Source organism: Weizmannia sp. FSL W8-0676, from assembly GCF_038593015.1.
GTDB classification, from domain to species: Bacteria; Bacillota; Bacilli; order Bacillales; family Bacillaceae_C; genus Weizmannia; species Weizmannia coagulans.
The window spans coordinates 2,510,192-2,532,016 of record NZ_CP151954.1 but is presented as its reverse complement, the minus strand read 5'-3'; the positions used below and the strand labels follow the sequence as shown (position 1 = coordinate 2,532,016).

The following is a 21,825-nucleotide window of genomic DNA, read 5'->3' as shown; positions in this document are numbered from 1 at the left end:
TTATTCTGGTAATTCCTGCCATAAACTGTTCACATTTGCAAAAACCGCCATCCCTTCAGCCTGTAAGCCTTATCAATTATTTGCACGCATGTTTCCGGGTATAAAGACCTATGAAAAAGTGACTAAAAGGTACGATAAAAGAATTGGTGATATCCGCAAAAGAATTAGTGATATCCGCTATGAAAATGATTAAAGGAGTTGCCTTGTTATGCGAAAGATGGTAGAAAAACATGTACGATGGAATATGAAAGCGAAATTGATTGTTTCTATCCTCGCAATCCTGCTCGTTCCATCTGTACTGATCGGATATTTTTCAATCAAATCAGCAGGAAGTGAAGTCCAATCGCAAATGCTGAATGCCGCCACGGAAAATGTCAATCTGTTGCAGAATATCATCCATGATGCGATCCAGCCGCGCATGGACGATGTGGATTATTTTTCTAAAAAAATTTCGGCCGAAACGGAAAAAAAGCCGTCCGAAATCAAGACGATGTTCAGCCAATATGCAAATCTGCATAACAATGTCTTGAATGTTTACGTTGGGACAGCTTCCGGGAAAATGATGATCGAACCGAATGGCAACTTGCCTGCAGGTTATGATCCAAGGCAAAGGCCGTGGTATAAGGAAGCGATGGAACAGCCCGGAAAAGCGGTTGTGACAGCCCCGTACCAGGACGCGATCACGGGGGAAACGATTGTCACCATTGCCAAAACGGCGCAAGACAACTCCGGGGTTGTCGCAGTTGACCTGAAAATGAGCGCGCTCCAAAAAATGGCGAAAGAAATCAAAATCGGGAAAAACGGGTATGCGGTGCTTGTAGACCCGGCGCGCCGCATCGTCGTGATGCCGGGAAGAAAACCGGGGGCGTATGCAAAAGAAAAAGTGTATGATACCGTATTTAACCATGTTTCCGGACACATTTCCTATACGTATCAGGGGAAGGAAAAAATGATGATTTATACAACCGACAGCCTGACGGGTTGGAAAATTGCAGGGACAATGTATGCCGATGAGGTCGGCAAAGCTGTACAGCCGATCATTGACCGGATGATTCTTGTCATCGTCATTTTTCTCGTTCTCGGTACGGCATTAGCCTATTTTGTCATCCGTTCTGTGACACGGCCGATTAACCGCCTGAAAGAAGCGGCATTAAAAATTTCCTCAGGGGACTTAACAGAGGAAATTGATATCCGGAAAAAAGATGAAGTCGGTGAACTGGCTGTAAGTTTTAAAAAAATGCAGGACCGCCTGCGCGACCTTCTCGACCAGGTCGATAAAAGCGCGGAGATGGTCGTTTCCTCTTCCGAAGAGCTGAAGGCAAATGCGGAAAATACAACGCAGGCAAGCCATGAAATCAATTCCGCTGCTGCCCAGATTGCAAGCGGTGCGGAAACGCAGACGAACGGCACGGAAAACAGCGCACAGGCGATGAGTGAAATCGCAAAAGCAATGGAAAAAGTAACCGACAGTACGATGGCGATTTCCAGCTTGTCCAATGCCACGCTTGAACATGCGAAACAAGGCGGCGAGGCTGTCCGTGAGACGGTTGCACAAATGAAGTCCATTGCCGGTTCTGTCGCGCAATCTAACGCAAAAATCCAGGCACTCTTTGAACATTCGAAGCAAATTAGCCAGATTACAGAAGTGATAAAAGGAATTGCGGCCCAGACGAATTTGCTTGCTTTAAATGCAGCGATTGAAGCGGCAAGGGCGGGCGAGCACGGAAAAGGGTTTGCGGTCGTGGCAGACGAAATCCGGAAATTGGCCGACCAGTCGCAAAACTCGACCAAAGAAATTGAAAAGCTGATTACGCAAATCCAGCATGATACGGAAGATTCCGTCCGCGAAATGGAACAAGTGTCCAAAGATGTGGAAGCCGGCGTGTCACGTTCCAAAGATTCGATCGGAAAATTTGACACGATCATGAACGGGATGAAAGAAATCACACCGCAAGTAGAAGAAATGGCGGCGATCTCGGAAGAAATTTCCGCCTCCGTCCAGGAAGTGACTTCGACTGCGAACGAACTTGCCCAAATTGCTGAAGAAAATGCGGCGGCAACCGAAGAAATGGCCGCTTCCATTGAAAGCCACCTGAAATCGATGGATGATATCAGCGATTCGGCCAGAGCGTTGTCCTATCTGGCGGAGTACTTGCAGGAAATGGTGAAAAAATACAAGTTTTAAAGAAGAAGCGCCCAAAGCAGGAATCTAGGCTTTAGGCGCTTTTTTTGGCGCATGGATTCAACTGAAAACGGGTTCCGCCCGGGCAAAGCAAAAGGCAATGCAAGTGCGGGAATTTTGGGGGATGAATTTTGCCCGCCGCACAACGGCCGTGGCAGTTGCCACGCGAGAAAACGATGGAGCAGCGGCCACAAAAGGGCTTCGGAGCGCCGGCAAAATATTTTCGGTGACAATGGCTCCGGCGTCCTTTAAAATAAAACTATGAAGCGGGTGAACAAATTTTTTGAAAAAGGAAATGACCTCATATGGGGGAAGAGAAAAGCGTGCATCAATATGTCAATTGGCCTGATGTGGTTTTTCAGTTGGGCTGGCTTATTTTTCTCTATGCCGCCGGATTTGCGATTTATAAAATCTTGAAAATCAGGAAAATGAAGAATCAGCATTTGAAAAAATAGTGCAGGAACGGCTCTGGGCCTCTCCGGAGAAAGGGCTGCAGGACGGGCAAAAACGGGGGGAATGGGATGGAACTCACAAAGGAACAATTTAAGGCCGATTTCGAAAGGATGCTGTCGGACTGCTTCACAATGGATGTGGAAAAATCTGATTTGACAGAACAGTATGTTACACTCGGAAAATTGATCGGTTCATATGCAGCGAAAGAATGGCGGAACACGAATCAGCGTTACTTGGAAAAAGGGGAGAAACAAGTTTACTATTTTTCAATGGAATTTTTGCTCGGCAGGATGTTGAAAAGCAATTTGTTCAACCTTGGCATTCTCGATACAGTCCGGGCGGGGCTTCAAGAAATGGGGATGGAACTCGAGGCATTGGAACAGGTGGAACTGGATGCCGGGCTGGGAAACGGCGGCCTTGGCCGGCTGGCAGCTTGTTTCATCGACTCAATGGCGACACATGCGATCCCCGGGCACGGAAACGGTATCCGTTTTAAGTACGGGCTTTTCAGGCAGAAGTTTGTCAACGGCTACCAGGTCGAACTGCCTGAAAATTGGCTGCGGAATGGCAATGTGTGGGAGACCCGCCGGCTGAACAAGGCGGTAAATGTGCGGTTTTACGGCAACGTCCGGCTTGAGAAAGACGCATCGGGACATTTTGTCCCCCATTATGAAAATGAAGAAACGGTGCTTGCCGTGCCGTATGATACCCCGGTAATCGGTTACGGGGACAACACGGTCAACACTTTAAGATTGTGGTCGGCAGAAATGCCGCTTGAGGATGCGAACACGGAGTACCATGCTTTTATTCAGCAGCAGAGCCGGATCGAAAGCATTTCCGAAGTGCTGTATCCGGACGATTCCAATTATGAAGGGCGCCTGTTGCGTTTGAAGCAAGAATATTTTTTCGTCTCGGCCGGCATTCAAAGCATTATCCGCACCTATAAAAAATTCGGCCTGCCGATTGCGCATCTGGCCGAAAAAGTCGCCATCCACATCAATGATACACACCCGGCATTGTGTGTCCCCGAACTGATGCGCATTTTACTGGATGAGGAAGGGATGGGCTGGGAACCGGCATGGGATGTGACGGTAAAAGTGCTCAGCTATACCAACCATACCATTATGTCCGAAGCGCTGGAAAGCTGGCCGACAGATATGATGGCACAGCTTTTGCCGCGCATTTATCAAATCATTTGCGAAATTGACCGCCGCTATATAGAGGATATGGCCCGTTTGTATGACCGGGATAAGATTGAGCGGACAAGGGTGATTTCGGACGGAAGCGTGAAGATGGCACACCTTGCGATCATCGGGAGCCACAGCATCAACGGGGTGGCAAAGCTCCATACGAATATTTTGAAAGAAAAAGTGCTTCGTGACTTCTACCGCATTTTCCCGTCCAGATTTAACAATAAAACAAACGGCATTTCCCACCGGCGCTGGCTGTTGCTTTCCAATGAACCGCTGCGTAGTTTTATTGACAGCAAAATCGGCAGGGAGTGGGCGGCGAAACCGACTGACCTGAAAATGCTCGAACCTTTCCGCCGCGACGAAAGCGCACTCAGGCAACTTGCCGAAATCAAACAAACCAATAAGCAGCGGCTCGCGGACTATATCGGGAAAACGACAGGGCTTGCCATCCGGACAGATGCCATTTTTGATGTGCAGGTCAAACGTTTCCATGCTTATAAAAGGCAGCTGCTGAATCTTTTGCATATTTTAAGCTTGTATTTTAAATTGAAGGATGATCCGGAAGCAGATATTTACCCGCGCGTCTTCATTTTTGGCGGCAAAGCGGCACCGAGTTACACCTATGCCAAGGAAATCATTAAGCTGATAAACGCAGCGGCGGATCTGATTAATCATGACCCGGCAGTGAGGGACAGGCTGAAGATCGTTTTTATTGAAAATTACGGTGTGTCGCTGGCCGAGCGGATCATCCCGGCGGCTGACGTGAGCGAACAGATTTCACTCGCATCCAAGGAAGCGTCTGGGACGAGCAATATGAAGTTTATGCTCAATGGCGCGGTCACATTGGCCACGCTGGACGGTGCCAATGTCGAAATCCGCGATCTCGTCGGGGAGGACAATATTATCCTCTTCGGGCTGACCGATCAGGAAGTTTTCCAATATTACCATGACCGGTCTTATCATTCTTATGATTATTATAAGAACAATCCGGTGCTGCACCGTGTGCTCGATGCGTTGATTGACGGCTCGATTCCCGGGGTGCAGGCGGAAGGGCGGGATATCTTTGATTCCCTGATTAAATACGGGGATGAGTTTTTTGTATTAAGAGATTTCGAGGATTACGCGCTGGCGCAGAAAAAAGTGGACAAGCTTTATCGCGAGCCGCTCAAATGGCAGGAGATGGCACTCGTCAATATTGCCAATGCCGGCGTATTTTCCTCTGATTATACCGTGCTCAAGTATGCCGGCGAGATTTGGAACGTGCATAGCAAAACAAGGCTTTTTTAACGGATTTCTGAAAGGCTTCCTGCAGGGGAAAACTCGAAAAGGACTGTTTGCTTTCAGCTGCTGCATACTGCCCGGAATTCTTCCGCTAAAAAGCAGCCGGCAAGGGCCGGGCTTTTCATGGGGGGACCGGGCATCCAGCAGCATAAGCCGTTTTCCGAAATTAAATTTTGTCCGAACTTTTGCTTTTCTGCAGGAAAAGATGCCGGCTTGGCGAATATCATCCAATAGATTTCCGGCAGGAGGGGGGGGCGCTTGAAAAACATTTATTTTTTTCCCGGTTTTCCCGGGTTTATCGCTTCGTCGCTGATCAGGCGGATGGCACAATTGGATTATCCGGCCGGGCACATTTATTTGCTTGTGCTTCCGGCGATGCGGCAAAAAGCAGAGGCGGAGATTGGGGAAATTTGCAAGGGAGCGGAAAACATTGCAAAGGAACAGTTCACCGTCATTGAAGGGGATATTACAAAAGAAGGGCTTTCGATTGAGGAAGGGATGCGTTTCAAGCTGGCAGAAGAAGTGACCCATGTGTTCCACCTTGCCGCCATTTACGATCTTGCGGTGAAACGGGACATCGCCTGGCGGGTGAATGTAACGGGAACAGAGAATGTAAACCAGTGGGTAAAAACGCTTAAAGCCTTAAAACGGTATGTGTATTTCAGCGCCGCTTATGTATCGGGCAAAAGGGAAGGGTGCATTTACGAACATGAACTCGACATGGGGCAAACGTTTAAAAACCATTACGAGGAGACGAAATTTGAAGCGGAAAAGCGCGTCCGCGGCATCATGGGCGATGTGCCGGTTACGGTGATCCGCCCGGGGATTGTAAAAGGGCATTCAAAGACCGTCGAAACCATTAAATTTGACGGCATTTATTTTCTTTTGAATACGCTTACGAAATTTAAAATTTTTCCCGTGATTCCGTATTTCGGCGAGGGCACGGCGGAAGGGAACTTTGTCCCGGTCGATTACATTTTTGACGCCACCCTTTATCTTGCCCATGCGCATGCCGGGGCGGGAAAAACGTATCACCTTACCGATCCGCATCCGTACCGCATGCGCGAATTGTACAAAATGGTCATGGAGGCGTATCTCGGAAGAAAACCGCACGGGACCATCCCGCTGTCGGTAATGGAATGGCTGTTTTCTATTAAGGCTTTCCGGAAATGGCTGAATGCGGAGCGGGAAGCCCTTGAATATTTTACATGCAGGGCAGAATATGACTGCAGCACGGCCCAAAAAGATTTGGAGGGGTCCGGGATTTCCTGCCCGGATTTCAAAGAGACATTGCCGGCAATGGTCCGTTTTTATGAGGCGCACAAAGATGACCGCGATAAGCAGCTGAAGATTGTTTAAAGGGAGCATTCCGTATGAACGAAGAGTTGATTCTTGCAAAACAGCAAGCCTTCTTTTATTCAGGGAAAACAAAGCCGTATGCATTCCGCGCCGGGGCGCTTGAGGCGCTGAAAAAAGCTGTCATCCGGCATGAAAAGGCGCTGTCGGATGCGCTCCGGAAAGACTTGAACAAGTCGGCGTTTGATGCGTATGCAACAGAAATCGGCATTCTTCTGAGCGAGCTTTCATTTACATTGAAACATTTGAAAAGATGGATGAAACCGGAGCGGGCAAAAACGCCGCTCACCCATGCCGGTTCAAAAAGCATGATTGTACCGGAACCGTACGGCACGGCGCTCATTATTTCGCCATGGAACTTTCCGCTGCAGCTTTCGCTTGTACCGCTTGTTGGCGCAGTGGCCGCCGGAAACTGTGCGGTGATCAAGCCGTCGGAATACACGCCGCATACTTCAAAGGCTTTGAAAAAACTGGTGGAAGAAATATTCCCGGAAGATTTAGTCGCCGTGATCGAAGGCGGGGTGGAAACAAGCCGGGCGCTGCTTGAATTGCCGTTTGATAAGATTTTTTTCACCGGCAGCGTTCCGGTCGGCAAAATCGTCATGGAGGCAGCCGCAAGAAGGCTTACGCCGCTTACGCTTGAACTTGGTGGGAAAAGCCCGTGTATTGTCCATGAAGATGCTAAAATCAAACTGGCGGCGAAGCGGATCGCATGGGGAAAATTTTTAAATGCCGGCCAGACGTGTATTGCGCCGGATTATGTGTATGTGCACCAAAACATAAAAACGGCCTTTTTCAAAGAGCTGGAGGGGGCTGTGCATGAATTATACGGGGAACAGCCGCTTGGTAATCCGGATTATACGCGCATCGTAAGCGACAAGCATTTCAGCCGGCTCCGCGGTTTTCTTGAAGAGGGAGAGACGGTATTTGGCGGCGGGTTCAAAGAAGAGGAAAGAATCATCGAGCCGACAGTGTTAACCGGCATTACATGGGAAAACAAAGTGATGCAGGAGGAAATTTTCGGGCCGGTATTGCCTGTCCTTGAATACGAGAGCCTGGATGAAGTGGTTGGCGCCGTCCGCCGTTATGAAAAGCCGCTCGCGCTCTATCTTTTTAGCGGAGACAGGGCGGTGCAGGATAGAATAATGAATGAACTTTCATTCGGCGGTGGCAGTATCAATGACACCGTCTACCATTTTACTTCTCCGTACCTGCCGTTCGGCGGCGTCGGGGCAAGCGGGATGGGCACTTACCATGGGAAGGAAAGCTTTAATGCCTTCTCCCACCGGAAAAGTGTGCTGCGGCAAACAACCACCTTTGACATCCCGTTCCGTTATCCCAACGTGAAAAACGGCTTGAAAAAAATAAAAAAATTTTTGAAGTATGTGTAAAATTTTACTCGAAGGGGCAGATGAGTGGAAAAAAATGGGAAGACGCTCTATCATCTAATTGTACACTTCAAGATGAACATCTAGAGAGAGAGGTCTTCCCATGGATATTATATCAATAATTGCTGGATTATTAAAGGATACAAAAAGTCTTATGGAATTTGAAGAACAGCTTAAACTTTTGATGCAGAAGGCTTTTACACAATGGGTTGGGGAAATATTTGAAGAGTTAGATAAAACAATTAAACAGGAGAAGTTAGAGGAGGGCTGGGTGTACTGCCGGAGTGATAACAGAAACATTCAGTTTCTATTTGGAAGTGTGACCTTTAAACGCTCATTCATGCATGACAAGAGAGGAAATTCCCATTATCCTCTGGATGAATGGTTAGGGCTGGTACCACACCAACGATACAGCCCGTTAGTGGAATTAAAGGTGGCAGAGTTGGCAAGTGAGAACACCTATCGGGAAGTAGCTGATATTTTAAAAGAGTGGACAGCAGTGAGTCTTAGTCACACAACTGTAGGGAACATGGTAAAACACGTAGGGAAAACTCAGGCGGAAGCCGATAAGGCACTTGTAGAAGAGCTAGAAATAGCTGTTTCCCTGCCTGAGGGGAAGAAGGTAGACTACCTGTTTTCTGAAGCAGATGGTGTATTCGTTCGGGGACTAAAAAAGAAACAGAGTATGGAAGTCCACCACGCCATTCTCTATGAGGGATGGCAAACCAATGGTAAAAGGGTCTCCCTGCGTCAGCCCACAGTCATCATGACAACGGAAGCCATCCAGACATTTTGGGATGAAGTCCAAGCCACAGCTGCCAACACCTACTCCCTCGAAAAAACGCATGTCATTACAAACAGTGATGGAGGTGCGGGATACACAGCTGAACGGTTTCAAACAGCTTTCTCACAGTCGGAATTTCCGGTGCTCAACCAGCTGGATACCTACCACGTTGCACAAGCCATCATAAGGACATTTGGGGGCGGAAAGAGCGAGATCAAGGAGCAAATTAGAAAAGCGATTAGAACGCATGACCTGGACCAATTCACGTTATATTTGGATACGCACGAAAGCACCTTGACGGATAAAAAGGCTCTCAAGAAAATCAAGGAATTCCGTTCGTATATCTTGAAAAACTGGGACCGCATTTTTGACTGGAGAGACAGGGTGAAAAACGTGCCGGAAGGTGCGAGAGGCCTAGGAGCGATGGAATCGAATCAAAGGCATATCTCCTTCAGGATGAAAAAAAGGGGCATGCATTGGAGTGAACTTGGCGCAGAAGCCATGGTGAAAATCAAACAAGGCATACTCAATGGGACATTGAGAGAAGTCTATCTGAAACACCGTTCAAGAAGCGAGAGAAAGCAACGGAACTTGAAACAATTAATCAGGATGTCTCAACTACTCAAGCAGCCTGTACGCCCGTCAGTGGGCGTAAAGCACGGATCAGTTGCCCTGCATTCAAGCAGTTCATCGGCAATGGGACATTTAAGCAAAATATTAGAGCTTTCGTTTTAAGCTTGGCTCAGTGGGGACTGATCGTTGAGGCGCGCGAAATTTACGAGACTCCTGCGGGAAAAGCGAGCCAGGAGAGACCCCGCAGCGAGGTACGAGCGAGGAGGCTCGCCGGCCGCCCGCGGAAAGCGAGTGAATTTCGCGCGCCTCAACATCCCCGTTATCCATCTTTATACGGAAATATTACATCTTTTCCGAAAATTACACCGAGCAAGTAAAGCACGGTAGCCGAAAGTGTACAAAAAGAGTGTCTTGGAATACCCGATATTTAAACCTTGTCGAGAAAAACTTGACACATACCACATACAAATGAAGGTTGACAATTTTTATTTTCAGCATTAAGATAATAATCAATCAATAAAACATTTTTCAGGCGATGAAGAAGAAGAGTAACCTGTGTGGATTCCAAAGAGAGCCGGTGGGTGGTGTGAACCGGTGATGACGTGCAGGCGAATGGGCTTCCGAGCTTCCAAACCGAAACGATTCCGGAGTAGGCTTTGGCGAATGCCTTATCGTTACAAGAGGCAGGTATTACGTTTTTTCCCTGATACCGTCAAAGCCGGGCTGATAAAGCCAAAGATACATTGATTAGTGTATCTTTCTAAAGTTCTTAATGTCCTTAATAACTGATAAAAAATATCCTTGATTTTCTTATGGGTTGAGGAAAAAGGATTGAAGAATTCAACTATTAACAATATTAAACAATTAATGGAGAGATAAACAAATGAAAAAAGAAATAACATCATCAAATACTTATTGGATTTTTATCTCTTTATTTTTTATAGTAATATTTAATGTTTTTTTTCAATACTGTATTCATCAAAAAGCGCTAAATTTGTTTTGGTCTCAGGTTGATAAAGAAAATCATCTTGGCTCTTCAATTAATGTAATATTTTATGTTGTTCAAAGTTTTACGGTGCTTACGTCAATAGTTGGCATATTAATAGGAGCTTTAGTGGTTGCCCCAAATTAAGAAAGTGCAAAACTTTACTAGATTGATGCAGGTAATTGGAATCATATGGAAAATAAATGGATAATATTATCAAAAATGGAATCACAACTGCCTATTTTTGGGTTATTAAGGCCACAGTTGCCCCCTCCCCACATTTGCGGGCGTTTCAATTTCCAGTATTCTGTTTCAGCCTTCACACTCAGTCAATCAGCCGTACACTTTGAATCATTTGCCGGAATGCCTTTTTATGGGCGTATGTTTCACAAATATTTAAAATGACACTTCGGCTGTGATAGACCAGCACGCCAGCCGCGTAGATGAATTCCCTCCGGAATCTCCTGATCGTATAAGAGCGATACGCTGGCGGACAGTGTTCTTTTTTAAAGATCTCGAATAAATTGTATGCCAGCAGTTTAATCAGCAGATCCATTTGGTTGGCGTCAAATGAATGCGTTGAAATCTTGCCCATCGAGAATCCATATTTTGACTCTTTGATGTAGTTTTCCATGCAAGCCCTTTGGTTATAGAATCTCCAAATATCAATGGGTTCCCAGTCCATGTTCGTCACAATCGCTTCATACTTCCATAAAAAATCACAAGCTTGAAGCTGACTTTCCTCATATTTGTCAGCTTTACGAATTACCGCAACTCTTCTTGGCTTCTTCCAGGAACTTGCCTGGTAATCAACGGCTTTTCCCTCTATCACGGTCAATTCGTCGTCAACATAGCGGATCCACGGTGAATCATCGTTTTCAACCCTTTTTTTAAGTCTCGAAGTCCACCTCAGTTTGCCGGTATAGCCAATCCCACCGTTTTCCCAGTAACTGTAGAAATCTTCTCCACCAAATCCTTTGTCAAAACGGGTATAACGAATAGGGTAATGGGGAGAAAGCAGCTGATAGGTCTCTTCTGCAAAACCGAGTACCCCTTGAGAAGAATGGGAATTTCCCTCCCTCAGCCTGGCGTTTAAACAAAGACGGGATTTCCCTTCAAATACAAGAAGAGGGTGATAACTTTTTCTTCCCGGCTTGTAGGGATTTACTCCGACCCCTGCTTTTTCCTGGCCCCCATAGACGGTTTCCACGGTTGAATCAAAATCCAGAATGAGCTCCTTGTCAAGCCAGGGTTCAATCAAATCCATCATGCGTTCTTTGAATTCAAGATCAGCGCCCTCCAACTTTTCAATTCTTAGCAGGTCTTTATTTAAAAGGGTATAGTGCGGGCATTTCCCGCCCATAAATGCCATGATTAAAGGATCATCCTGCAAAGTCCGGAAATGAGATAGCCGGGAACAATTGGACAGCCAGCCAATCACCAGGTATATAAAGATTTTGCTTAAAGGATATTTGGCATTGTATTTTTTCAAGCAGTCAAAATCCCGGAAGGTCTGTTCAATCTTCATTCTTTCCAGAAACTGCAAAATCGGGAGCAGCCCGCTAAAATTCGTACTCTTCTTTAAACGACAGCTCTGAGGAGTAAAAATTTTTCGTGATAATTTAACTATTCCCCCCCCAAAAATGCGGCTAAATATGTAATAATTTAAATAATTAGAGCTTGCTGGACGAATATTTTGGCATGGCTTAGTGACAAGTCGAATACAAGCTAAAATTTGATTCGTTCAGCAAGCCCTAATTAAACTTGGCTGTTTTGAGGGGGTTTTTATTTTGGTTACTAGAAAAGAAAAAAGAAATCGTGAAAAAGAAGCAAATTATTTTTTCGAGTTCCTTAAAATTCAGAAGCATTTTTTCAAAGACCTGATGAATAACCTAAAAAAGGTAGCAGACCACCGACATCAAAGCTATATCACTTATGGTCCAGAGGTCCTTTTATTTACGATGATGTTGAAAAATATGACCGGCCTAAAATCCATGAGAAACATGAGTGAGAGTTTTAATAAAGAAGAATGTATTAAAAATGTAGGGAAGGTGTTAGGCTTAGATTCTCTTGAAGAACTTCCACATTATGATACAATTAACGACTTTTTATCTGGCTTAGATGTAAATGAATTAGAAAAAATTAGAACGTATATGATTAAAGAATTATTGAAAAAAAGGTCTCTCGAGTCTTATCGAATTGAAGGAAAGTACTGGGGTGTCATCATTGATGGAACTGGATTACACACCTTTCATGAGAAACATTGTAAACACTGCCTGAGACGGGCATATACAAATAAAGAAACAGGAGAAACGAACGTACTTTATATGCACCATGTACTTGAAGCCAAGCTTGTCGTGGGGGATATGGTCTTCAGTATTGCCTCCGAATTTATCGAAAATGAATCAGAAAATGTTTCTAAGCAAGATTGTGAATTAAAAGCCTTCGACAGGCTGGCAAAGAAAATAAAAAAAATATTTAAAAGACTACCGATTTGTATCTTGGGAGATAGTCTCTATGCATGTGAAACGGTATTTAATCTGTGCAGGGCGCACAAATGGAAATATATATGCAGATTTAAGGAAGGGAGAATTAAAAGTATCTCGACGGAGTTTAAGGCAATAAAAGAGCTGGAACAAAGTAAGGATCAGAATTCATTAGTTTGGGTGAATGATATTGCCTACAAAGACAGAACGGTCAATCTGATGGAGGCCACAATGAAAACAGAGGATGGGAAATCGAAAGAGTATGTATTTATAACGGATATTAAAATCACGAAAAAGAACGTGGAACGACTCATCGCTGCAGGAAGAAGCCGCTGGAAGATTGAAAATCAAGGATTTAACGAACAAAAAAATAATCGTTACAATATAGAACATGCCAATAGCCAAAACTACACAGCCATGAAAAATCATTATTTATTAGTTCAAATAACAGATATTATTAGACAGCTGTTTGAAAAAGGTTCGTCAATCTTAAAAGCACTCAAAAAAACGGCAAAAGAAAAATCCTCAAATCTGTTGGAATCGTTTCGGACACGTATTTTAACAGACGAGGATTTCACCCATTTAAGTAAGCCAATACAAGTAAGGTTTACTTAATGGTTATATTATAGCAAAGGATGTGATGTAAAAAAAGGTTTTTTTGAAGTTATCCACAATTTTAAAAAAGAAATTTGCAAATTCGGCTCTTTTTGACTTTGAAAGCAGAAAAAATAGATGGAAAAATTTTCTAAATGTGGATAAGTCATTTTATCATAAAACATCTAAAAATTGATGAATTTACTCTTCAGAGCTGTTTAAACGAAACGCATATTTGATTTTCGAGACAGAAGTGATATAATTCACCTTAAAGGTGCCCTCCTTTCTGGTTTGGTAGTTCTATACAAACCCAATTATACCAGAGATTCGGGGCACCTTTTTATTTTAAGCTTCTGCTTTACTCTCGTAATCCAGGGTTGCTTTTTTTGGATTCCTGTTTGGAATTAAAAAAAGAAAAAAGATTATTTATTAGTTTATTCCCTAACTTCATTATTTCTTTCATTTAAACTTGTCATAGCAGGCATAGTAAATCTGTTTCATGCAAATACAAGCAAAATCTATATTGTTGGAAAGCAGAGTTTTCTTTCACAAATAGCAGATCCTTTTTTATGGTTAAGTACTGTTTTATTTTTCCTTTTAGGAGTTAATATTTTATCAAGCAATAGAAAAAAAGTATTTTATTTAACACTCATTTATTTGCTGATTAAATTTGTAAATATCGGTCTCTCTTATTTTTTAAGAGCCTCTGCCAAAATAAAAATATACCCTTGAGCGAGGCTCTGGAAAATTAATTATCCCGGTTTTTTTGCCTTTTCATCCAGATTTTCAATTCAATAGAAGTAAAACGGTCATTTTCCTTCAAAAAAAGGGCATACGTATCCCGCCTTCACAAAATGGGTTTTTTTCACTACCCTTTGTGGAAAGGAAACGCTCATTTTATTTATTCACATATCCACCTGTGAATAACTTAATTTGCTCTTTGCAGCCGATTGCGTGTCCATCCACAATTGGCCTTTCCTGTCTGATGGTACGCCATATTTGCCATGATGTGCATAGATATCATGCATCGATCTACATGAGCTTCAACTGCCTGTTTCCCACGCTTGTGAACACGACGGAGACTGTATCCGTCTTTTAGAATGCCAAAGATTCTTTCGATGATCGTCCTGGCACTATATAACACTTCAAATGTGCGCCCATGTTGAGGCAACTCGACATCTACTTGAGGCGTTTGATCAAAGTCTATCCTAAATACTCTTCCTTGTGCTGCCCCATTACAACATTCCGCGTGATTCGCTAGCGGGCAGGTGAGACCTTCTTGCTTGGCATTTGGATGAAATACAGGACAAGTGTAAATATATTGCCCCTTTTCCCGATCAGATCCTCTAAGTTCCATTTTATGCCCACTGATACAGATGGGAGTGCCGTACCGGTTGATTTTTTCAATCCCTCGGGCGGTAGTTGGTTTATCTTTACGGTTCCGTGGATTGATCGGTGCCACCAATTTCGCCTGTAATACATCCTTTGTCACTTTTTGATTTTCCGGCGTTTGGTAGATTCCATCTGCCAGGATAAAGCTCAACTGCTCAGCCATCTCGGGGTGCTCTGTCTTAAACGTTTCCAATGTCGGTTCTAATGTTTTCCCATCGGGTGTATTTCCTTTAAATACTTCCCGCGTCAAAGGCAAACCGGATCTCACCCCGCATACCATTGATAATTTATGCGCAATATAGGAGACTGCATTACTTTTACGCATTACCCCTACATTGTCGTCCGTAAGGACTCTGGGGCAATCGCAATTACCCTCACAAGAACACGTCTTCCTTGTTTTATTCAAGGTTGCTTCTGCCTCTATATGCGATGTATCCACGGCGGCTGCTTCCTCATTCGTTTCAACCACGCCTTCCCCTTTATTATATTCAACAACCAATAGCCGGGCTTTTTCCCAAAGACCATTTGTTGTCATGATTTGATCAAAACGAGCAAAGGAACGGTAGCTCGGAATTTTCTCCGTAAATCCACACATGGTGGCAAATAGCGGGTTTGATTTCACTTGCAAATAGACACTCTCCACCATCACTTCAATATACTGTAAAGAGGCCAGTTCAAAAGCACGAAAAAAGGGCATGAAAGGATGCGGTTTTCTCCCTGCGGGAGAGGGACGAAATAATGAAGACGCAGACTTGTCTTCTTCCTCCGTTATTGAAAATAGTGCCGGTTGTATTTCATTAGAAGGATCATGTGCTCTTTCATTTTTTAGGTGCAAATATAAAAGGGTGTAGTATTCTCGTTCAATCGGCTTAAAAATCTCCCATGGGAAACACATGGCTGGAATGACAAATGGTATATCGGCATAGTCTTGCCAATTGTGGGGAATCAAATTTTGTTGTATTGAAAAGTCTCTGGTTTGTGTTAGAATAGAAATAGTCATGAAATCACTCCCTGGATATTTGGTCGTACTTATATCTTAACAAAGGAGTGGCTTTCATGGCTCTTTTTTTTCAAAAAAAATCATCCTTTTCCGTTTTACAATATTTACCACAGGAATGAGTAGCTTAATCTATTGAAACCCGCCCAAAACCGACCAAAGTGGAAAAATTTAGACACTTATAATAAATAAATTTACCCCATTAAAATCAAAAACTCACAATTTATTTTTACATTTGTCATAATGTTCCTACAAACGTCTTTTTTCTTTAGTGGAATAAATCAACGACCTTTAATTGTCTGACTGCTTACAGTTTCAGGGGATATAGCATTTTGGCAAGGGCTCTAAATTATATAGTTTAATAATGGGGGGCTATTAAACTATATATATAAAAATTAAGATTGGAGTGAAATGTATGGTAAACAGCTTATCTAACAAAAAAAGGGTATTTCTGTTTGTGGTAATTGGGCTGGTACTCGCCACTCTGTCATCGGTTGCGTATATCAGTACACTACAAATCACTATTCATCAAACTGCAGTTTTGCCTGGCAATGCTTACTTAGCAAGCAATCTTGGCATTTCCACCGCCGCAGCAAAGAAGGCTATCGATATTATCGATACTGCTTCAACGATTGCATCAATTATATCTTTAATTGGTGTTGTTACAGGCGCTGGAGCTATCTCTTACGCTGTTGTCGCTACTGCTAAAAGGTTGGCAAAAAAATACAGTAAAAAGTACGCGGCAGCTTGGTAATTAGCATTGCCTCCCCTTTTTTTAGTTTGAAGAAAGAGTTGACGAGTTTATGAAAAATAATAATTATAGTATACTGTATTATATTGTGAAATTTAATATGCTCTCAAAGACAAGAAAAAAATTAGACGATTGGAATCTGAATCATATTGGGGTTAAAAAGGCCTTTTATGCTTTATTATCCTTTATCTTTCTCACTTCATTACTAGTGTTTATTTTGTCGTTTTATATTAGTAAGAAATACATGCTCCCACATACATATTTACAGTTACTGTTGGTATTCATTTTCATTGAACAAATCGCTTCGTCCCTAAGTTTTTTCAAAAACAATAGAGACTATTTTTTAAAAGATGAAAGAAAGATAATCCATCAAAATAGAAGGATTAGGATTGTTCAGTTGAAATCTGTTTTAGTATATAAAACTATTGAAAAAGCAATGCTAACAAGTATTTTAATATTAATACCCGTTTTATTAGCTTTAAACCTAACCCAAAACTCAATTATCGGTATATTTGATTTGCTTCTCATATTACTTATGTATTTCTTTGTTAACTTTTTCTTTTCGTTGTTATTCTCTTACATTCCATATATTTTATCAATTTTATGGTCAAGAGCATTAAAATCATTCATTATAAAAATAATTGCATTAATTATTAACCTATTGGTACCTGTGATTATTGGCTTCTTCGGATTTTATTTGCTGAATAAATTTAATATTGTACAGTCCCTGTATAAATTATCCCATACTAAGATATTTTATTATTTTAAAGTGGCAAACCCTTATCAAGTAATTTGTAAAAATAACATTTCCTCCGACCTAATCATTGTTTCAATTTTGGCGGTTTCATGTGTGCTTGTATATATAATATGGAGCAAAACTTTAGAGAGATTCGACTTAATAGAGTACACGAAATTAAATAATCGAGTTTACTCAAACACAATACCGCTAGCAAATAAAAAGAAAATATTTTATTGTATCTTACATAAAGATAGAGCTTTTTTATTAAGAATCGATGGTTTCTTTTTTAGAAATCTTGGCAACATGCTATTTTTGGTTATGTTTTTTCTTGGATTTGGTTTCCCTTTTATCTTAAGATACTTTAGTGGCTATCCTGTTCAAGCATCGATTATTTCCGCTTTTTTAATTTCTTCATTGTTCTATCAGCTTGTTGGAGATGCAATAAAAATGATTCTTTCCGTTGAATTAGATTTAAAAAATTACCATATTTTTTATTCTAATGTATTTAATTTATGGGAATTAGCAAAACCAAAATTAAGAAATTATAATCTTATTGTTTGGTTTTTAACGATTTTTCTAACCTTTATTTCTTTTTTCTGGCAACCTTATTTCATTCTGCTTCATTTTGTATTTTTTATTATATTTTTGTGTAACGGTTATTTATATAGCCTTATTCAAACAAGTAGTGTTTTACTGTATCCAAAAAAGAACTGGGAGCATTTCTATGAAATCGGGGAATCAAGTAAAGCAAAAACATTTCAACATATCTACGAAGGATGTATCTTTGTCATTATATTACAAATGATTTGTCTCGTCAGTTTCCTGTTAATGAAATTCAGTACTTTTTCTTCAGAGCCTCTGCCAAAATAAAAAATATACCCTTGAGCGAGGCTCTGGAAAATTAATTATCTCGTTTTTTGCCTTTTCTTCCAGATTTTTAAATTTAATAAAAATAAAATGGCTATTTTTCTCCAAAAAAGGGCATACGTATCCTGCCTTCACAAAATGGGTTTTTTTCACTACCCTTTGTGGAAAGGAGACGCTGCATTTGACTTATTCACATATCCACCTGTGAATAACTTAATTCAGTCGATGGCGTGTCCATCCACAATTGGCCTTTCCTGTCTGATGATACGCCATATTTGCCATGATATGCATAGATATCATGCAACGATCCACATGCGCTTCAACTGCCTGTTTTCCACGCTTGTGAACACGACGGAGACTATATCCGTCTTTTAGAATGCCAAAGATTCGTTCGATGATCGTTCTGGCACTATATAACACTTTAAATTTCCGCCCATGTTGGGGCAACTCGACGTCTACTTGAGGCGCTTGATCAAAGTCCAGCCGAAATACTCTTCCTTGTGCTGCCCCATTACAACATTCCACGTGATTCGACAGCGGGCAGGTGAGTCCTTCTTGCCTAGCATTTGGATGAAATACAGGACAAGTGTAAATATATTGCCCCTTTTCCCGATCAGATCCTCTAAGGTCCATTTTATGTTCACTGATACAGATGGGGGTGCCGTACCGATTGATTTTTTCAATTCCCCGGGCGGAAGTTGGTTTATCTTTACGGTTCCGTGGGTTGATGGGTGCCACCAATTTCGCCTGTAATACGTCCTTTGTCACTTTTTGATTTTCCGGCGTTTGGTAGATTCCATCTGCCAAGATAAAGTCCAACTGCTCAGCCATCTCGGGGTGCTCCGCCTTAAACGTCTCCAATGTCGTTTCTAATGTTTTCCCATCAGGTGTATTTCCTTTGAATACTTCCCGCGTCAAAGGCAAGCCGGATTTCACCCCGCATACCATTGATAATTTATGCGCAATATAGGAAACTGCATTACTTTTACGCATTACCCCTACATTGTCGTCCGTAAGGACTTTGGGGCAATCGCAATCACCCTCACAAGAACACGTCTTCCTTGTTTTATTCAAGGTTGCTTCTGCCTCTATATGCGATGTATCCACGGCGGCTGCTTCCTCATTCGTTTCAACCACGCCTTCCCCTTTATTATATTCAACAACCAATAGCCGGGCTTTTTCCCAAAGACCATTTGTTGTCATGATTTGATCAAAACGAGCAAAGGAACGGTAGCTCGGAATTTTCTCCGTAAATCCACACATGGTGGCAAATAGCGGGTTTGATTTCACTTGCAAATAGACACTCTCCACCATCACTTCAATATACTGTAAAGAGGCCAGTTCAAAAGCACGAAAAAAGGGCATGAAAGGATGCGGTTTTCTCCCTGCGGGAGAGGGACGAAATAATGAAGACGCAGACTTGTCTTCTTCCTCCGTTATTGAAAATAGTGCCGGTTGTATTTCATTAGAAGGATCATGTGCTCTTTCATTTTTTAGGTGCAAATATAAAAGGGTGTAGTATTCTCGTTCAATCGGCTTAAAAATCTCCCATGGGAAACACATGGCTGGAATGACAAATGGTATATCGGCATAGTCTTGCCAATTGTGGGGAATCAAATTTTGTTGTATTGATAAATCTCTGGTTTGTGTTAGAATAGAAGTAGTCATGAAATCACTCCTTGGATACTGGATATTGGGTAGTACTTATATCTTACCAAAGGAGTGACTTTCATGGCACTTTTTTTTCAAAAATAATTATGTTTTTCCATTTTACAATATTTACCAGGGGAATGAGTAGCCTAATCTATTAAAACTCGTCTAAAACCGACTGAAATGGAAAAATTCAGATATTGATAATAAGCGAATTTATCCACTGAAATTAAAACTCACCATTTTTTCTTTTATACTTGTCATAATATTCGTGCAAATACCTTTTTCTATAGTGGAATAAATCCACGATCTTTAATTGTCTGACTGCCTACTGCTTCAGGAGATACAGCATTTTGGCAAAGGCTCTTTATATGGATAAGTTAAGAAACGAGGCTTCTCATTTTTTCAGCCTGGTTCTCTTTGATCCGGCCTAAGGCCATGGCTAACATGACACAGAGTGCCAGTCCACAACGCAGCTTCATTTTAGCCATTCCCCGAATTGTATGAAGTTCAAAGCCGAAAGAAGTATCAAGCCGGCTGTTCACGCGCTCTACAGCTGTACGTCTGTTGTATTCTTTTTTCCACTTATAGCTCGATCGATCAATGGGTGTAAAAATACGCCTGTCTTCAGATAATGAGATACGGAGCCCTTGTGCCACGGGGCATTGAGCCTTGCCTTCACATGTCACTCCCATTTGTTTCGCCGGGCAAAGTTTTTTTAGTTTCTGGCGGTCTTTCTCAAATCCCCCGTTGCACATTTCCCGTTGTTTACCTGTTTCAGGGCATATACGCAGGATACGGTTCCTTTGTAGTTATAAACGACGTTTTCCTTTCCCGGGAGTAATCGTGTTTTGTCGGGGTCTTTCCACATATTGCGAATATCAATGATGGGCTTAATCTTATACGTATCCCAGAGTTTCGTAATCAGCTTCGTGTCATCATAACCCCGGTCTCCCGCCATCGTTTCCGCTGTTTTCAGAAGCTTTGGCTGCTTTTCTTCCATTTGCTCTAAGAGTTTATGCCCTTCCGTAATGTCTGACTCAGACGCTTTTGTAACCTTGAATGTTACCGGTAACTCGTAGGTTGCATCCACCACCAGATGCAGTTTGTAGCCAAACCATTTCACAACTTTTTGCCATGGGTTGCCTTCTTTTGTCACACCACTGTAAACCTTCTGGCTATGATTTGCATCCAGATCCCGGCGGCCATCCTTGGTTTCATGCTTGTTCGGATGTTTAGAAAACGATGAGATCGCCTTGCTGTCGATTGCCAAGCGTTTACCAAAATCCGGCAACCGTTCCAGGAGCTGTTCTACCAAAGTCTCAAACATTTTATCCATCATTTCTTCGTCACGGATTAGGGATTTTAGAAAGCGCGTATAGGCATATGAAGTTGGAACCTGCCCTTCAAAGCCACACATCTCCCTTAATTGGCCATTACGGGAGAGTTCACGGCGTAATTTCTCAATGCTTTCATGTTGAAATACAATGCCTGCCAAGATAGAATTCCACATGGCACGAACGGGGTAGTCATTACGACCCTTCCCCCTTTTCTTTTCAAGGCTTTGCATGAACGCTTCATCAGGCATGTAGTCCAGTACAAGGCGAAGACGGTCTAAATCTCCAAGAATCTCAATTTCTTTCCATGTAAACAGACTCATTTGTGGTATAATAGCCATACAGGTGAACCTCCCAGTGTTAACTCCCAGTGTTAAGATGTTAGTCCTAAAACTATTTTAACCTACTGGGGAAACGGGTTCACCTGTTTTTGTTTCAGTGGGGTGGAATTTTTGTCCACTCCTTATTTTTTTATCATTTTTGCTTGTTTCCCCCTCTTTTTAGGGGGAAAATTTTTTTATCCTTTTTTCAAACCCTTGGGCTACAAGGAGTCTGTAACATCGCAATTACCTCGTACGGTTGCTCCCGAAGAAGAAATGTGATGATCCACGTATTCACGCCTTTATTATGCAAAGATGAGTTGAATAACAGTTCAGAAAAAAATTAATTTTCCTTAGCCTTTATGGAAACGATTTCTAAATGATGCTATAATAAAATTGTTTAAAGGCTTGGTCTGGGCATAACATGAATGATGAATGGGGGTGTGCGGCTTGAAAAGCTTCTTTTTATCTAAAACGTTTATTATTACTTATTTGAT

General features: G+C 42.3%; 12 protein-coding genes and 1 pseudogene. 9 read left to right on the top strand and 4 right to left on the bottom strand.

Annotated elements, in window-relative coordinates; translation table 11 throughout:
- Positions 1-208 precede the first annotated feature (208 nt).
- From NST20_RS12520 to NST20_RS12495, 6 genes are all read left to right on the top strand, one after another.
- Entirely contained in the window at positions 209-2,185 is a 1,977-nt protein-coding gene (locus NST20_RS12520; RefSeq protein ID WP_342399548.1) for a methyl-accepting chemotaxis protein, read from the top strand.
- Between the two features lie 518 nt (positions 2,186-2,703).
- Complete coding sequence (locus tag NST20_RS12515; RefSeq protein ID WP_342399547.1) at positions 2,704-5,115, top strand: glycogen/starch/alpha-glucan phosphorylase; 2,412 nt, start codon at positions 2,704-2,706, stop codon at positions 5,113-5,115.
- 252 nt (positions 5,116-5,367) lie between these two features.
- Complete coding sequence (locus tag NST20_RS12510) at positions 5,368-6,468, top strand: SDR family oxidoreductase (protein ID WP_342399546.1); 1,101 nt, start codon at positions 5,368-5,370, stop codon at positions 6,466-6,468.
- Positions 6,469-6,482: 14 nt separating this feature from the next.
- Positions 6,483-7,856 carry an aldehyde dehydrogenase gene (locus NST20_RS12505; protein ID WP_342399545.1) on the top strand — a complete coding sequence of 458 codons (1,374 nt, stop codon included), beginning with the start codon at positions 6,483-6,485 and terminating at the stop codon, positions 7,854-7,856.
- A gap of 100 nt (positions 7,857-7,956) precedes the next feature.
- The gene (locus tag NST20_RS12500; RefSeq protein ID WP_342399544.1) at positions 7,957-9,372 is read left to right on the top strand and encodes an ISLre2-like element ISBco6 family transposase; all 1,416 of its coding nucleotides are present in this window, start codon (positions 7,957-7,959) and stop codon (positions 9,370-9,372) included.
- 721 nt (positions 9,373-10,093) lie between these two features.
- On the top strand, positions 10,094-10,342 hold the full coding sequence (locus NST20_RS12495) for a hypothetical protein (RefSeq protein ID WP_342399543.1): 249 nt from the start codon (positions 10,094-10,096) through the stop codon (positions 10,340-10,342).
- Between the two features lie 178 nt (positions 10,343-10,520).
- On the opposite strand, the gene NST20_RS12490 is transcribed toward NST20_RS12495, so the two are convergent.
- On the bottom strand, positions 10,521-11,825 hold the full coding sequence (locus tag NST20_RS12490; protein ID WP_342400426.1) for an IS1380 family transposase: 1,305 nt from the start codon (positions 11,823-11,825) through the stop codon (positions 10,521-10,523).
- Positions 11,826-11,985: 160 nt separating this feature from the next.
- On the opposite strand from NST20_RS12490, the gene NST20_RS12485 reads away from it, so the two are divergent.
- On the top strand, positions 11,986-13,296 hold the full coding sequence (locus NST20_RS12485) for a transposase family protein (protein ID WP_013858128.1): 1,311 nt from the start codon (positions 11,986-11,988) through the stop codon (positions 13,294-13,296).
- Between the two features lie 907 nt (positions 13,297-14,203).
- Here the strand turns inward: NST20_RS12485 and NST20_RS12480 are convergent.
- Positions 14,204-15,667, bottom strand: a complete 1,464-nt coding sequence (locus tag NST20_RS12480) for a transposase (RefSeq protein ID WP_342399478.1) — start codon at positions 15,665-15,667, stop codon at positions 14,204-14,206.
- Between the two features lie 412 nt (positions 15,668-16,079).
- On the opposite strand from NST20_RS12480, the gene NST20_RS12475 reads away from it, so the two are divergent.
- Together NST20_RS12475 and NST20_RS12470 are read left to right on the top strand one after the other, a co-directional pair.
- Entirely contained in the window at positions 16,080-16,418 is a 339-nt protein-coding gene (locus NST20_RS12475) for an uberolysin/carnocyclin family circular bacteriocin (protein WP_342399542.1), read from the top strand.
- Between the two features lie 394 nt (positions 16,419-16,812).
- Positions 16,813-18,024, top strand: coding sequence for a hypothetical protein (locus NST20_RS12470; RefSeq protein ID WP_342399541.1), 1,212 nt, complete (start codon positions 16,813-16,815; stop codon positions 18,022-18,024).
- 210 nt (positions 18,025-18,234) lie between these two features.
- Here the strand turns inward: NST20_RS12470 and NST20_RS12465 are convergent, their stop codons facing one another.
- Positions 18,235-19,689 (bottom strand): transposase, encoded by a 1,455-nt coding sequence (locus tag NST20_RS12465; protein WP_342399540.1) that lies wholly within the window; start codon positions 19,687-19,689, stop codon positions 18,235-18,237.
- A gap of 362 nt (positions 19,690-20,051) precedes the next feature.
- Positions 20,052-21,349: pseudogene (locus tag NST20_RS12460) on the bottom strand (transposase).
- Positions 21,350-21,825: the final 476 nt, after the last annotated feature.